The organism is Anatilimnocola floriformis (assembly GCF_024256385.1).
GTDB classification, from domain to species: domain Bacteria; phylum Planctomycetota; class Planctomycetia; order Pirellulales; family Pirellulaceae; genus Anatilimnocola; species Anatilimnocola floriformis.
On record NZ_JAMLFW010000001.1, the window covers coordinates 853,484 to 868,634 of the forward strand.

General features: G+C 59.6%; 12 protein-coding genes. 6 read left to right on the plus strand and 6 right to left on the minus strand.

The annotated features are described in order from the left end of the window. Positions 1–40: 40 nt before the first annotated feature. Both M9Q49_RS03475 and M9Q49_RS03480 read right to left on the minus strand, forming a co-directional pair. Positions 41–2,362, minus strand: a complete 2,322-nt coding sequence (locus tag M9Q49_RS03475) for an outer membrane protein assembly factor BamB family protein (protein ID WP_254507260.1) — start codon at positions 2,360–2,362, stop codon at positions 41–43. 3 nt (positions 2,363–2,365) lie between these two features. Further along, the gene (locus tag M9Q49_RS03480; RefSeq protein WP_254507261.1) at positions 2,366–2,557 is read right to left on the minus strand and encodes a hypothetical protein; all 192 of its coding nucleotides are present in this window, start codon (positions 2,555–2,557) and stop codon (positions 2,366–2,368) included. Between the two features lie 106 nt (positions 2,558–2,663). Here M9Q49_RS03480 and M9Q49_RS03485 point away from each other — a divergent pair, with 106 nt between their 5' ends. Then, complete coding sequence (locus tag M9Q49_RS03485; protein ID WP_254507262.1) at positions 2,664–3,023, plus strand: DUF983 domain-containing protein; 360 nt, start codon at positions 2,664–2,666, stop codon at positions 3,021–3,023. 82 nt (positions 3,024–3,105) lie between these two features. Here M9Q49_RS03485 and M9Q49_RS03490 read toward each other — a convergent pair whose 3' ends face one another. After that, the gene (locus M9Q49_RS03490; RefSeq protein WP_254507263.1) at positions 3,106–6,513 is read right to left on the minus strand and encodes a PSD1 and planctomycete cytochrome C domain-containing protein; all 3,408 of its coding nucleotides are present in this window, start codon (positions 6,511–6,513) and stop codon (positions 3,106–3,108) included. A 172-nt stretch (positions 6,514–6,685) separates the two neighbouring features. Between M9Q49_RS03490 and M9Q49_RS03495 the strand changes: the two genes are divergently transcribed. From M9Q49_RS03495 to M9Q49_RS03510, 4 genes are all read left to right on the plus strand, one after another. After that, positions 6,686–7,159 carry a hypothetical protein gene (locus M9Q49_RS03495; RefSeq protein ID WP_254507264.1) on the plus strand — a complete coding sequence of 158 codons (474 nt, stop codon included), beginning with the start codon at positions 6,686–6,688 and terminating at the stop codon, positions 7,157–7,159. Positions 7,160–7,328: 169 nt separating this feature from the next. Then, positions 7,329–8,117: a hypothetical protein gene (locus tag M9Q49_RS03500; RefSeq protein ID WP_254507265.1), complete on the plus strand. Its 789-nt coding sequence runs from the start codon at positions 7,329–7,331 to the stop codon at positions 8,115–8,117. Positions 8,118–8,234: 117 nt separating this feature from the next. Continuing rightward, positions 8,235–9,455 carry an ABC transporter permease gene (locus M9Q49_RS03505; protein ID WP_254507266.1) on the plus strand — a complete coding sequence of 407 codons (1,221 nt, stop codon included), beginning with the start codon at positions 8,235–8,237 and terminating at the stop codon, positions 9,453–9,455. A gap of 2 nt (positions 9,456–9,457) precedes the next feature. Beyond that, complete coding sequence (locus M9Q49_RS03510; protein WP_254507267.1) at positions 9,458–10,141, plus strand: ABC transporter ATP-binding protein; 684 nt, start codon at positions 9,458–9,460, stop codon at positions 10,139–10,141. 251 nt (positions 10,142–10,392) lie between these two features. Here M9Q49_RS03510 and M9Q49_RS03515 read toward each other — a convergent pair whose 3' ends face one another. The 3 genes from M9Q49_RS03515 to M9Q49_RS03525 form a co-directional block, all read right to left on the minus strand. Then, positions 10,393–10,827, minus strand: a complete 435-nt coding sequence (locus tag M9Q49_RS03515) for a hypothetical protein (protein ID WP_254507268.1) — start codon at positions 10,825–10,827, stop codon at positions 10,393–10,395. Between the two features lie 253 nt (positions 10,828–11,080). Continuing rightward, a complete protein-coding gene (locus tag M9Q49_RS03520; protein WP_254507269.1) occupies positions 11,081–11,986 on the minus strand; it encodes a hypothetical protein in 906 nt (301 codons plus the stop codon). Positions 11,987–12,211: 225 nt separating this feature from the next. Beyond that, a complete protein-coding gene (locus M9Q49_RS03525; RefSeq protein WP_254507270.1) occupies positions 12,212–12,904 on the minus strand; it encodes a hypothetical protein in 693 nt (230 codons plus the stop codon). Between the two features lie 578 nt (positions 12,905–13,482). On the opposite strand from M9Q49_RS03525, the gene M9Q49_RS03530 reads away from it, so the two are divergent. Next, the gene (locus tag M9Q49_RS03530) at positions 13,483–15,075 is read left to right on the plus strand and encodes a transglutaminase-like domain-containing protein (RefSeq protein WP_254507271.1); all 1,593 of its coding nucleotides are present in this window, start codon (positions 13,483–13,485) and stop codon (positions 15,073–15,075) included. Positions 15,076–15,151 lie beyond the last annotated feature (76 nt).

Here is a 15,151-nt window from a genome sequence, read left to right on the forward strand (position 1 = left end):
GTTGTGAGGCGAGGGGAAGTGCCGCAGATGTGGCGGTTCGTCAGCGAAGCTCGGGAAGGGGCGGCGGCGAAACCGGAGGTTGCGGCCCAAACACGGCGAGCTTCACGCCTGTTGTGATCAACAATTTGTCTCCCGCGACGAGCAGATTTCCACCAGTCAGGCCGCGCGGTACGAGCGGAATTTCCTTGAGCAGCGGCGGAGCGATTTCATTGCCGCGGCGCGCGGGCTGAGTGCCGAAGATGAGAATGTTCTCCCGCGTCGGCCACCAGACCTGATCGCCGACGATCACTCCTTGGCCTAATCCGCGCGGCGAAGTGGCCGCGGACGAAGCATCGGGCCGGCCGGCCGTGTATTGCGTGAGAAGGGCACCGCTACGGGCATCGATCCAATAAACGCGATCGCCGGCCGCGATCAGTGTATTGTCGCGCACGCCGAGCAAGGTCGTAGCATCGGCGGCTACTCCGGCTGCCGTTTGCCAGCGGATTTGGCCGCTCAGAGCATCGAGCGAAATGATTCGGTCGCAGTCCTGCGGCGCGACGATGATCTGATCGCCGGCGGCGAGACACGGATTGAGATCGCGAAAGAAAACGCTGTCGCCACTGTCATCGCTGCGGAAGAGAGAGCGCGGATAAGTGACGACCCACCTCACTTTGCCCGATGCCGCTTCGACACAGCCGATGGCGCCGGCGTTGGTGTTGCAATAGATGTGGCCGTGTGCGCTCGTCAGCAGCAAGCCGCTGATTTCGTCGAGATTGCCGCCGCCAACGGCAGCTGCCGAAGCGATGCGCGTGCGAAACCGCAGCCTGCCAGTCGGCCGGGCATCGTCATCGTCGTCATTCAGCGGCGCGAAGGTCGTGGATAATTCGTAACAGGCAACATAAATCTGCGAGCGCGAGCCTTCGGCGTGACGCATGGCGACATAGAGCGCGCCGTCGTGAATCAGCGGCGCGCCTTCGAACGACCACTCGGCAGATTCAGGCCGAATGGGAAAACCGCTGAGGGGTTTCCCTTCGGCGGCCAGATCGACACCGAGAAGCCAGCCTTGATCTTTCGCCAGCAACCGCTCGACCCGCCGGGAACGCGGCAACGTGACGGGCGAACCCATCCGCGTAAAGGCCTTGTCGCCGCTCACCGTGAGCGTGTACCGGGCGACACCGACGTGGCGGGACATATCGGAGTGAACGTCGTTGATTTCGCCTAGCGTGCCGTCGTCCATCGGCGGATCGGTCATCCGCGATGCGCCACGCGGATTGCCGACGCGCCAACGCAGCGCGCCTGTCGTCAGATCGAAGGCCGCGAGATAAGAATCGCCACGACTGTCGACGCGGACGAGGACATCGTTTTTCCACACGAGCGGAAAATAGGCGGCCAGCGACTTCATATCGTCGGCGACGCGCAACCGGCCCGCGCCGATCACGTCGCGATCGGAAGTGAGGCGGGGCAGGGGAGTGGTCCAGAGTGGCTTGCCGGCCGGATCGGGCGCGGGCTGCGCACTGAAGATGCCGTTGCGCTCGGCCGTACCGCCCCAAGTGAAGGGCAGGGGAGGGGAGGGCCGCGCCGGCCAGGCCTTGGCTTGTTCGGCGAAGGCTGTGAGGAGTTCGGCATACTTACCGCGCCGACCGCCGATGACTCCCTCGTCGTCGGTGTGTACCGCGCGAAACCGTTTCAGTTCTGCTTCGGCTCGTTCCGTTTCGCTGTTTAAGATCGAAACCAGAACCAGCCGTGCTTGAACGTCGGCAGAGGGCAGATCGCTGTCGGGATAATAAGGACTCATCTCGCCTTTGACAGGCGTGCGAAAGCCGAGACCCGTGCGCTCCCACCAATAGCGGGCCGCGGTCAGATCGCCACGCGACAGAGCTTCGTCGCCGAGTGAGAAAGCGGCGTCGTCTCCCCAGCGACTGGCCCAGGCTTCGTCGATCACGCGGCGAAGGAGCGCCGGCTGATGCTGCTGCCGGCCGTCGTTCAGCCAGCGCTCGGCAAGAGGATCGACCAGTCGCCGATACGCAGCGAGCGCTTCCGGCGCTTCGCTGGCAAGCGCCGCCAATCGCCAATGGCAATACTCGCGCACTGGTACATGCCAGATGGGTTGATTCGCTGGTTGTCCAGCACGAGGATCGCGCTGCACTTTGATAAGCCGCCCACCGTCATTCTCGAGCACACGGCGAATGGCTTCGACGGCTTCGTCGTATTGTTTCTGAGCGAGGAGTTGCCGGGCATTTTCCAGATGAGCGCTGCCGGCCGCATCGATGAGTTGCAGTTCCGCCGTAGCAAGATCGGTAGGGCCGGGAAAAATCTGGCCGCGAGCCATTTCGCCGGTGCAAACCAAGATGCCAACGGCGAACAGAAGTAAGCGAGCGCGCATGGTTCATCCCACCCGCGGACTGCCATAGCCTTCCACCACGCGACCCACGCCGAAGAGAGCGATGCCGAAGAGCATCATGAGCAGCATGACGCTCAGGCTATTGGCCCGCATCGCCGACGTGATTTGCATCAGCATTGACGCGGGGAGGAGCATCAGAGCCAACACTTGCATCGATTTGCCGAGGTTTCGCAACATGCTTCAATCGTAGTGGGAGCGAGGGCCGTTCACAATCGCCGCACAAATGGCGAGCGAAAACAACTATAATCGCATTTTACTCGCACCTCTCACCACCCTCCCTCGAATGTCCCGCTACTGGAAACTGGTCGGCCGCGCCCTTCGCCTCAAATGCCCGCTCTGCGGTCAGGGTTCGCTCTTCAAGGGCTGGTTCTCGATGAACCAGAACTGCCCCAACTGCGGCGTGAAGTTCGAACGCGAGCCAGGCTTTTTCCTTGGCTCGATCTACATCAACTATGGCATCACGGCGGTCGTCACTACGGTTCTATACCTGGTGATGATGTTCACCAACTGGCGCTCAACGATCGAGCAAATGGTGATCGCCGTGGCGGTCGCCATCATTCTGCCGATGCTGCTGCATCGCCACGCCCGCGCGCTGTGGGCGGGCTTTGATCAGTGGCATGATCCGCGCGATGGCGAAGTTTAGGAAACGCCGCAGCGTCATCAATCGAGGAGTTGTCTCAGCTGCTCTTCGGCGGAAATCGCAAATTCCAAAGTGACGCAAACGCCTATCTCAAAAACACAAACTCTTTGCTGTTAATCAGCACGTGACATAGATCGGTCCAGACTTGCTCGTTGCTGGCGACTTTGTCTTCGGCAATTCCATACTCTTTGCCTTGGGAAACAAGGAAATCGCTTGCCGCAAGAATCTCTTCTGCAGTCGCCGGCCGGCCGAAGGCTTGCTCGTAAAGCCCGGCGATTTTATCGGCGGTGCTCTTGGGCGAACCGAGATTTCGCCGCGCCCAGAGTCTGGCTTGATCGACGACGAATTTGTCGTTCATGAGAATCAGCGCTTGGGCCGGCACGTTGCTGACATTGCGCCGGCCGACTGTGCTGGCCGGGATCGGCGTGTCGAACGCGAGCATCATCGGAGAGAGGAAGTTACGGCGGATGCCGAGGTAAATGCTCCGCCGGCCGTCGCCATCTTCCGGGCCGCTGCCGGGTTTGCCGCGGCCTTGCATGAAGGGAGTGAGATGCACGGCGACGCTCGGGCCGAACTGCTTGGCGTTCAATCGGCCTGAGAGACTGAGGAGCGAGTCGCGAATGACTTCTCCTTCGAGACGGCGGATCGGCGCCTGGTGAAACAATTCGTTAAGCGGATCGCGGTCGTTCATTTTGCCGCTGCTCGCCATTTGATAAGTGTTGCTGAGCATGATCCGGCGAATCGCCCGCTTGACGGACCAGCCGTCGGCGATGAATTCAAGGGCCAGATGATCGAGCAACTCGGGATGCGTCGGCTGCGCGCCGAGCACGCCGAAGTTATCAACGCTCGGGGCCAAACCGCGGCCGAGCAGATGATGCCAGAGGCGGTTGACCATGACTCGCGAAGGAAACGGGTTCTTGGGATTCGTCAACTTCTCGGCGAGTTGCAAACGGCCGCTGCCGACGATCGGCGTGGGAGCGACAGCTGGCGGGGCAGGGGCGGCAGTGCTGGTGGGAACAGTCACGGGCGGCGCGAGATCGACTTCAATCGCCTCGAGCAATCGCCGCGGCACGACAGCGCCGGTGGTCTTCAAGCTGCTGTTGCCGCGAATGAGCAAGTGCTCGTCCACGCCGGTTCCTTCCCACATGGCTTGGGCGAGTTGGGATTTCGTCGGCATCTTTTCGAGGCGTCGTTGGCGGGCGACTTGATATTCGCTGAGGAGCGCGGTCGTCGGCGGGGGAGTTTCGCCGTTTACAAACAGCGCTCGTTGATTGACAAGCAGATTCGCAAACTGGGCGACGAGCACGCGATCCTTGGGGTCGGCCGCTGACGTTTGCAGCGCGAGCACGCCTTCGCGGACGCGCCGTTGATAATGATCGGCCAATTCCTGTAGCGTCTTCGGCGGAGCGTCGCCTAACTGCCGCACGAGCTCGGCCGATTTATCGAGAGGGTAGGGCAGGGGAGGGGGCTTGTCTCCTTGCGCGACCGCGAGGATCTGCAGGTCGGCATCGGCCTTCGGCGTGAATTCCAAATGGACGCCATGGCCGACGTACGGCTTCAGGTCGTGCGTGATCCAGCGCGGCGGCGTGTTGCTATCGCCACCCGTTTCGCGAACGAGGCCGCCGTGCAGCGGGCCGTTGATCATGGTGTGCGAATCGACGGCAGCGTAAACCTGGCCGACGCCTTTCACTAGGTAGTGAACGCGGCCGTCCTTGATCGTGAATGTCTTCGTCCGAATCGAACGACCCGCCCGTGGAAAGCCTAGTCGGCCTGCTTCGTTTTCCCCTTCAATGGCCAGGCCGTTCCAGGTTGGATCGCGGCGCGCAGCAGCATAGAGAGGCACTTCGAGACTGACATTGCCGCCTTCGTTCACAAACCGCAACTGACCCGGCAGGGCAGGGAACAGGCCAAAACTCACGCCGTCCGGCAGCCATTCGCTTCGCGGCAGATCGGCGTAGTTGGCAATCCACTCGCCGTCGTAAGTCGTCGGCTGGGGCGTGAGCGAAGCAATGATCGCGGCCAACTGCTGCGGCTCGACTGATTTCGAGTCACAGACAATCGCCCACAAGTGAAGTGGATCAGTGGGATTCTTCTTCGCCTCGGCGATGATTTTTAACCACGCGACCAGCCTTGCTTGTCCCAGCTTGCTCCCCTCAGCGACCTCGGCCAGCGGTTTGCCCTGAATCACCTCCCGGGCCGCGAGTAAGTAGCGGGCTGTCTCTTTTGCGCCCGCCGATGCTTCGTCACCGAGCGCGTCGCCGATCTTCACGCGATACACACTGTCGAGATCGGCGAGTTCGCGGGCGATGCGAGCCTCTTCCAGTTGCGTTTCGAACCGCACCAGGCGATGGCCGCTGCTTTGCAGATAGCCGAAGAGAGCGTAGTAATCCTTTTGCGAGATCGCATCGAATTTGTGGTCGTGGCAGCGAGCGCACGTCACTGTCAGCCCGAGGAAGCTCTTGCTGAAGACATCGACCATGTTGTCGAAGCGGTCGGTTTCGTCTTTGCGAATGTCGACGGGCGAGTGAATCCATTCGCCGAGAAACCAAAAGCCCGTGCCGAGGATCGACTCGTTGAATTTTTTGTCGGGATTCAAGCGTGGCTGCGGCAGCAAGTCGCCGGCGACGTGCTCGGTCATGAATTTGTCGTACGGCACATCGGCATTGATCGCGCGAATCACATAATCGCGATACTGCCAGGCTCCGGGAATCGTGTAGTCAAACTCATGGCCGCGCGATTCGGCATAACGCATCAGATCGAGCCAATGCCGACCCCAGCGCTCGCCGAAGTGGGGCGACTCGAGCAATCGATCGACGACCTTTTCCAAGGCCTGCGGCGATTCATCTTTCAAAAACGCATCCACTTCGGCCGGCGTCGGTGGCAGACCCACCAGATCGAAATAGACGCGGCGAACGAGCGACCGCTTGTCAGCCGGCAGGGCAGGGGAGAGGCCCGCGCTTTCGAGCTTCGCCAAAATAAACCGATCGAGCGGTTGTTTAATCCAGCTCTCGTTTTTCACCGCCGGCAACTCAGATTGCTTCAGCGGCTGCCAGCACCAATGTTCCGACTTCCGCCGCGCCAGATCAAAGGCCTTCGTCAACGCGGCTGGGCCAGCTTCCTTCGGCCAGGGTGCGCCCATCTCGACCCACTTGGTGAGTGTGGCGATTTCCGTCGCCGGCAACTTGGTCTTCGGCGGCATCTGATACGTGTCGCCGTGGTTAATCGCATCAATGAACAAACCTTCCTTGGGTTTGCCGGGGACGATCGCCGGGCCGGTCTCGCCGCCGTCGAGCAGTGACTGCCGCGAATCGACCCGTAGGCCACCCTTAGGTTCCTTCTGCTTGCTGTCGTGACATTCGTAGCAGCGGGCCGCGAGGATCGGCCTGACTTGTTTCTCGAAAAACTCGAGCGAAGCGGCGTCGAATTCCTGAGCACTTGCCAGCGGCGACAGCAGGGCCAGGAAGAGGCAGATATATAAGGAGAGGGATTTCATGCGGCAGAGTCCGAAAAGGCGGGAACGTTCGCCCAAGTGGGATTTCCACTGGCAGACGCCAGCCACAATTCTAATCCAAACAAACCGTGGGCCGCCACATTCAAGCCGCTGGCGAACTTTGCCGATATTAGCGGATGTGTCTCGGAAGACTTTCGTTCCGCTGAGTGAATCTGTGCGCCGACGCTCTCGCCATTCACGCCTGGCCGCCGCCTTCGTCTGGCTGACAGCAGTGCTACTGCTCGTTCAACCAGGCGCTGCCGTGCATTGCCATTGCCGTGTGCAGGTCGAAGAGGGTTGCGCGTCGGTTTGCCACGATCGCTGTTGCCAACACGATCACGGCAAGCCAGAGCTGCGCGTGGTTTGTGCGATTGCCCGGTCGACGCCGGTCGCAGCGCCACTCATCACCAGCCCAATCGGTTGTCCTTGCCCCGAAAATTGTCCCTGCCGCGTGCAGCATGCCCAGCAACAACTGGGGCTGATTCGCTCGTCGGGATCCGAACGAGTTTTGAAAACACTGCTTCTCTCCTCCGCCGCGATCATCACGCCGCGCGAGTTCCCCCTCCTGCATGATTCCAAGCTGGTGACCGTCGCACCACACACGCCGCAACTGAAAAGCTGCGCGATGCTCTGTCGGTTTACGATCTAGTCCCCTGCGATTTCATTCCTTCCGTTGAATCAATTGGCAACGGTCTGACTCGTCGCGCGAGCGCGAAGTTATGCTCCCCTTGCCAAACCCCTCGCTTACGCGTCGGGCTACCTGGCAGTTGACGCTGCTTGTTCTCATCAACACATAATCAATTCCAAGGATGGAAATCATGTTCGTTTGTCTTCGTACCGCCGTTTTGTTTTTGATCGCTGCCGTCGCCTGCGTGGGACAAGTTAGCGCCGCTGAAAAGATCTTGTCATCGACTGTGCTCGCCGACAACGCTCAGCAGGGCAAATACACGTTCGTCCTCTTCTACAAAGCCAACGATGCCGCCACCACGGCGATGAACACCGAGTTGCATCAGGCCTTGGCCAAGCACCCCGGCAAGGGAACTGTCGCGTTCGTGCATGTCGCCGATCCGGCCGAACGAGCCTTGATCACCAAGTACGACGTGGCTCGCGCGCCGATGCCGATGACCTTGGCCATCGCCCCCAATGGCGCGATGACCGGCATCTTTGGTCAGAAGCTGGAAGCGGCCAACGTCGACAGCTCGTTCGTCACGCCGACGATGATGCAGGTCATGAAAGGCCTGCAGGAAAACAAACTCGTGTTCGTCACCGTCAACGGCTCGGCGAACAACAGCGTGCCGACGTCGCTGCGTGAATTTCAAGCCGATCCGCACTTCGGCCAGCGGATGATTGTGCTGACGATGAATGCCGCCGATCCCGCCGAAGCCCGCTTTGTGGCCGAAATGGAAGTCGATCCCCGCGCCGCCGGCACGCAGTTGTCGCTGCTCGCTCCGCCGGGAGTTCTCGTCGGTCGCTTCCCCGCCAACACGCCGAAGAACAACATCGCGGCTGCTCTCGCCGAAGCCGGCAAGTGCTGCGACGATCCGAACTGCAAACACCATCAGGGAACGAATGGCGCTGCTGCTCCGTCAGCCGCGACGAAGCGCTAGTTGATGACGCGACCGTCGGACGAACCAGTGGTTCGTCCCGGAGCGACGTCAATCGTGGACGGACCAATGGTCCGTCCTACGGCTGCTTTTCTCGAACCAATTCCTGATGGAGTTCCCATGAACCTACGTACGTTGGTCTGGCGCGAGCTGCGCGAACGGCCTGGCGCGATGCTCACCAGCACGATCGCCATCCTGCTCGGCGTGACTGCGCTCGTGGCGATTCGCCACGTCACTGTTTTTTCCGAAGCAGCCATCGGCAAGAAGCTGGAATCGCTCGGCGCGAACTTGCTCGTGTTGCCGAAAGATGCTTCGCTGCAAGATTATTACGCTGCCGATCTCAGCGGCAAAACACTGCCCGAGTCGCACGTGGCGAGCATCCTGCTCGCGAACCTGGCGGGCGTCGAACGTCTCTCGCCGCGGCTGTGCACGGTGACGAAGGTTGCCGGCCGTGAGGTGACGTTCACCGGCATTCTGCCGCAGAAAGAATTCGCCCAAAAAGCGATTTGGAAATCGGTTGGCTTGTTCAGCAACAAGCATCAAGGTTGCAAGAAGGCCGATCACGGTCCGAAAAACTACGACTCAGCGCCGGAGACCTTGGCCAGCAGCCGCTCGATCGATCAGCTGCAAGGCAACGAAGCCGTCATCGGTGCCGACATCGCGGAATTTGCGAAGTTGAAAGTCGGCAGCAAGATCACGCTGCTCGACGATCAGTTCGAGGTCCTCGCTGTGCTGCCGCGAACCGGCACGATCGACGACACGCGAGTCTTTGCGCACTTGCACACCGTGCAACGCTTGACGAAGGCCGGCGAAGTCGTAAACGCCATCGAAGTGATGGGCTGCTGCCAGGATGCGGCCGGCGGTCTCGTGCCGTCGCTCGCCAAATTGCTGCCCGATGCGAAAGTGGTGACCATTTCGCAAGTCGTGCAGACGCAGGTCGGCGTGAACAAGTTGATGAGCCAGATGAGCTGGTTCGTCTTTGGCATGCTGATTGTGATCGGCGGCGCGAGTGTGGCGAGCACGATCAGCGCGAATGTGCGGGAACGCCGCCGCGAAGTCGGCACGTTGCTCGCGCTGGGCGCCACGCCGCGATTGATCTCGCGGATCTTCCTGCTGAAAGCGCTGATCCTGGGCGTGACTGGCGCGGTGGGTGGTTGCTTGCTGGGAGTCATCATCGCGATGGTTCTCGGCGCCTTCTGGGCGGGCGTCTCTGTTACGCCGCTGCCGGGTTTGCTCGCGCTGGCCGCTACGGCAGCGCTGGCGATTACGTTGCTCGCCGCGCTTTGGCCAGCACGTTCGGCGGCGCGTCTCGATCCCTGCCTTTGCTTTCAGGAGGTGTAACCATGTATCAACTCACCGAAGTAACCAAGCGTTATCACCGCCGCAAGGAAGAAGTCGTTGCCTTTCGCACGCCTGCTCTCACCATTGGCAGCGGCGAGTACGTGGCCATCGTCGGTCCGAGCGGCAGCGGCAAGACAACGCTCTTGTCGCTCCTCGGCGGCATGCTCTCGCCCGACAGCGGCCAGGTATCGCTCGACGGCCAATCCCTCTATGACCTGCCGATTGCCGAGCGGACCGAACTGCGGCGAACAAAAATCGGCTTTGTGTTTCAGACGTTCAATCTGATTCCGTATCTCACCGCTCAAGAGAACGTGCAAGTGCCGCTGTACCTCAACGGCCTGAAGCCCGAGGAACAAGTTGCTCGCGCCCAGCAGCTCCTCGAGCAAGTCGGCTTGGCCAATCGCTTGCACCACAAGCCATGTGAGATGAGCACCGGCCAGCAGCAACGCGTCGCGCTTGCGCGAACGCTCGCCAACTCGCCGCGACTCATCCTCGCCGACGAACCGACGGGCAATCTCGATCCCGACAGCAAAGCTGCCGTGATGAGCATCTTTACGAAGTTCGTTGCGAATGGCGGCACCATTGTCATGGTTACCCATGATCCAGCGTCGGCGGCGCAAGCGACTCGGCGGCTACGGATTGTGGATGGTGAAATCAGCGAAGAGAAGAAACGTTGGGCTGCGTGAACGGACTCCCCTCGCCACGGTAGTGGCGCTAAGATGCACAGCCCACAGCGTCAGCTGTGGGTTGCAGGCATGTGAGAGTTATCAAGCTGCGGCAGCAGCGACAGTTAGCCGCACTGTGAGTTGCGAAGGGGCTTCAATCTCTTTCGCTCCTGCCGGGGCTTCGCATCTCTTTTGATTACTTTACCCACAGCTTTTCGCTGTGGGGTGGGCATCTGGTCGCCGCTACCGCGGCTGCGGCGAATGACCGCGAGTTAGTAACGCTGCTTCTCAATTCCCAACGAGTGACGCAATTGCTCCACATCTCGATGGTGAGTCAACCAAGGAAACGCGAGCTTCATCAGCTGAAATACATCGACGCTCGCGTCGCGCACCCCGGCGCTTAAGACTTTCCACTCGAGCTCGATCGGCTGCGAATTCTTGGCGTACAGATCCTGCAATTGACAACGGCCTCGAACGCTTTTGAGTTGCAGATTGTAGAGCTGATTCTCACACGTCAGCTGCGACTCGCCATCCTTTTTCGCCTCGGTAATGTGCACCGGCAACCTCGAAAAGAATCCAAACGGCGAGACCTGCGACAGCAGCAAATACTGGCGTTCCGCTGCATCGAGGAACACGACCCGGGCGACAGGAATCTCGCTGAGGAGTTCGCTCAGTTGCAGTTGGCTCGGGTCGAAGCGTTTGAACATCGACTCGACTTCAGCGGAGATCAGCGAACAAGGATCGAGATGGTCACGCGTGTTTCCCTTTCGGCCTGACAGTATTCGCTCACTCAAGATACGCCAATTGGCGGCATTAGTTCGGCAAACGGATCTGTCGAATCGAACTGCGATCCGGTCGCGCTATCCCAATATTCAAACTCCAAACCCGTTTGCCGAATAGTTGCTGTCCTCTGGGCGACGCATAGCCCGGAGAAGTCATGCCCGCAATCGCCAAGTGGCACTACTCTCCCGCTAGGATTTCCGCCAACGGCGGAAACGTCGTGACCAGCCCGCGGTGCATGGCAACGTGGTGTTCGTCAACCAACTTTCGCTGGGCGTCGATTTTGGCGAGCCCGTCCTTCAGTATGCCTGCGAGAATTTCCGGCGGGATCGTTTTGATGTCCGCAGCTTGCCGCGGCTTGGCGCTCGTCCCATTCTTATAGGAGTAAACAGCTACTTTGCCGTCTGCGAGTTTCTTGCGGAGGTTCGCTTCCCATTGATCGAACTCTGTCCGGGCCATGGTGCGGAAAGATTCTGGCGAAGCCCAGTACGCGCGGATCTCCTTCCGTAATAGACGCCTTGGCGTTGTGTCCGTCGGAGACCAACTGTTGACATTGAATTCGTAACCCAGGTCACCGTCGTCTTTCCGGTCGCCGTTGAAATAGCAACGTCCCACTCCCAAGTGCAGTCGCCCATCCGGCCCTCTATAACCGGGCTCAACGCGAGGCGCGTGCTGGGGATGTTCCAGAGTGAACTCGAACCGTTCATAGAGCCCGTTCAAGCCGTCATGCGTGCTGAAATTGATCGTCGCTCCCCAGTCGTCCCTTTGGCGGCGATATGCAGACAGTTCCAAGCTGTAGGCTTTGCCGCTGTTTTTGAAGATGTGAGTCGAGAGGCTGATCGTGTGATTTGGCGTGGTAAACGGCTTGTTGGGCGCGGCGGGCGGGAATTGTTCCCAGATGCCAACGTAATATTGCCAGTAGCCATCGGTGCCGGCATTCCACGTCAAATAGGGATAAGACTCGCCAGCTTGTTCGTACCAACTTGGCTCAGAAATCTTGCGGGCCGCGGCATCAAGCCGTAGGAACGCATTTGCATTCGCCACCGTTGCGAAATTAACAGCCGCTGGCGTGACAGACTCGGGCATGCCGTATTTCGTGGGCTGATCCGCCTTTCTTAGAGGCGCTTTCGCGGGAACTACCGCCGGTTCTGGAACTGACGGCGGAACAGCGACGACGAGAAAAGCGAGCCAGAACATACTAAAACCTCCGTTGATAGAGGTAATCGAAAGGCGGTTCTATGCCGCAAAATGCGACTCGCCCCGGAGGTCCCAGGGCGAGAGAGGTAGGAGAATGTCGAGCGAAAGGCGAGTTTAGTAACCCGCGTCCATGCCGAGCCGCATCCGGAGTTGTTCGAACTCGTCGAAGTACTTGTCGCTGCTGCTGTGGACGTGTTCGGCTTCAGTGATGAACTTGATGTCTTCCTTCAAGCCGATCCCGAACCGCTTGAAGATTCGTTCGTATTCGGCGAGCGGGTTGCCATAGATGATGAGCAGCTTGTGCTCGTCAAATTGCACTTCTTGCGGAATGCCCGGGTTCAACACGGCCAGGCCGGTGCAGCCGTCATTCATGATCAGGTCTTCGAAGTCCCAGAGCGTGCTCTTCAGCACCGGGACATCAATGTGTTCGCGGTACAGGTCTTCGTGACCGCCTTGGTCGCGGTGATGGCTCGTTTCGAGCACCACGTCGACTTCGTGGCCCAGCGGATCGATCAGTTCCATGAACAAATCGAAGACGATTTCCTTCGAAGCGGCGGCCATAATGACCGGCACCTTCGACTTGGCTTCTTCGTCGATGTATTGATCATGACGAAAGCCGGCCTGGGGCACGACCTTCAGGTCGTAGCTGGGCCGCACCGCGTCGGTGAGCATGAATTTGCCGTAGCGCTGTACGCCCAGGTGAGCTTCGAGTTCTTCTTCCGACAAGCGTTCAAAACTGCTGTGGGTCGGTACAGCAGGAGCGCCCTCGTGGAAGACACCTCGAAAAAACCGCTTCAGGAAGCCCATCGTAATCCTCAGTCAATAACGCGGCGGGTAATGGCTCTTGGATCGGCGTCCAAGAGCTTGGTCTCACCAATGTTAGGTTACGGAAACTGCCAGTCGGGGATCGTCTTTCCGCTGCGTGCGAACAATGCGGTCGACCGTCATCACAGGTGTTGCAATCGTCACAGGTGGACTACTCCGGAGGGCGAACATCGGCAATTTTTGCTGCGTCAGGGGTGCCAGGGGGCGAACTTGCGGATTACTCCGCGTGTCTGTCCCAACCATGGCGGGGGTGAAACTTCGCTGCAGTAGAAACAATTTTTTTCAAACCATCTCGAACGCAGGCTGAATAGCACAAACCGCGACTCGCAGTGGAGGAGCCCGCAACTCTACCCGTCGCTTGGCGGCAGGCCAGTCTTACGATGCTGGAAGGTAAGGAATTTCCGCCCCTGCGCGAGCAACGTAACAGTCGGCGAAAACAGGCCTTATAGGCAAAGTCTGCCGTGGGGCCGACGAGGCCTGACCTCGTGCGAGTCTCTTCTCGATATACTGATTTCACGCTGCCATGGTTCGCAGCGTGGCCAAATTTTGGTGATTCCCTCATGCGTCGAAAACTGCTGAACATCGCCGGTCTTTTATTGGTTCTGGCAGCAGTCGTTGGCTGCCAGAATTCGCCGCAGTCGGAACTGCCGGCAGCGACTACCGCCAGGCAGCCAGCGGTCCAACCGGTGGCGGGGCCTGTTGCCGGTCCGGTTGCGCCAGTGATCGCTGGCCCGGCGATTCGCGACGAGTGGTCGGCCATCAAGATGAAGGACCGCAAGATTGGCTGGTCCCACCTCGTCGTGCGGAAAGTGAAAGAGAACGGCCAGGAACTGCTGCACTCCGAAAACATTTCGGAACTCGCCATTCGCCGCGAAAAAGACTCGTTGCTGCAGCGCTTGCAACTGCAGACCTGGGAAACGCTCGCAGGGCAGGTTGTTCGCTTCGAATCGCGGATGTCGAGCGGCACGGGCGAAATCACCGCCGAAGGGCAAACCGCCAATGGCGGACTGATTGTGACGACCAACACGCACGGCAAGACCGTGAAGAACTTTACTGCCCTGCCGGAAAACTGCGGTGGCTTCTTTGCTGCCGAGCAATCGCTCTTGAAGAAACCACTCGTCGCGGGTGAAAAGCGAGTTGTGCATGGAATTGTGCCGATTTTCAGTCAGCCGGGCGAAGCTCAACTCACGGCAGGCGACGAAGAGGAAGTTTCGATCGATGGCTTGAAGCAGAAGCTCCTCAAAGTGACCAGCGAAGTGAAGATCGCCGGGCAGGCGGTGACGACGTTCAACTGGGCCAACGACAAAGGAGAAATTCTGCGAAGTTTTGATCCAACTTTTCAGCAAGAGACTTTTCTCACTTCGCGCGAGATCGCTCAATCGCGCGAAGACGTCGGCAAGATCGATCTCCTCGCCGAAACCACGGCTAAGCTGAAAGGCGAGCTTCCCGCAGTACGGCCGTTGCAGCAGGCCGTTTATTCCTTGCGACTAAAGGAATCGGCTGGACCGAAACAGAACATCGCCGATCAATTTGCCACCGATGAATTTCAGCAGTTCGCAGCCAAAGACGACGCCAGCGGCGAGCTGACGATCGCGCTGCTCGATCGGAGCAAACCCGTTGATGAGAAACTCCGCGGCCAAAAGCCGGGTGCGGAAGACTCGGCGGCGAACAGTTTGATTCAAAGCGATGATCGCGAAGTGATCCGCCTGGCGACCTCGATCGCACCCGAGGAAACCGATCCTTGGAAAGTTGCTGTCGCCCTCGAGCAAGGTGTCCGGCAGCACATCAACAAGCGTGGTTATGCGCAGGCCTTTGCGACGGCTGCCGAGGTGGTGCGTTCGCATGAAGGGGACTGCACTGAACACGCGGTTTTGCTGGCTGCGGTCTGCCGGGCGCGGCGAATTCCGGCACGCGTGGTTCTCGGCCTCGTTTATTACCCACCGCAGCAGGGCTTTGCGTATCATATGTGGAACGAAGTTTGGATCGGCGCGCGGTGGGTGCCGCTCGACGCGACGGTGGCCCAGGGCGCCGTTGGGGCCGATCACATCAAGCTGCGGCACTCGAACCTCCACGGCGAAAGTGCCTACGCGGTGATGCTGCCGCTCCTCGCGGTCGTTGGTCGATTGGAATTGGAAGTTGTTTCGGCTAAATAATCCGCAGCGCAGCGAGGAATAGGTGGCTCGCCGCGTGAGCGAGGGATGAAGCGGGTACCAACTACACATTGAAAAC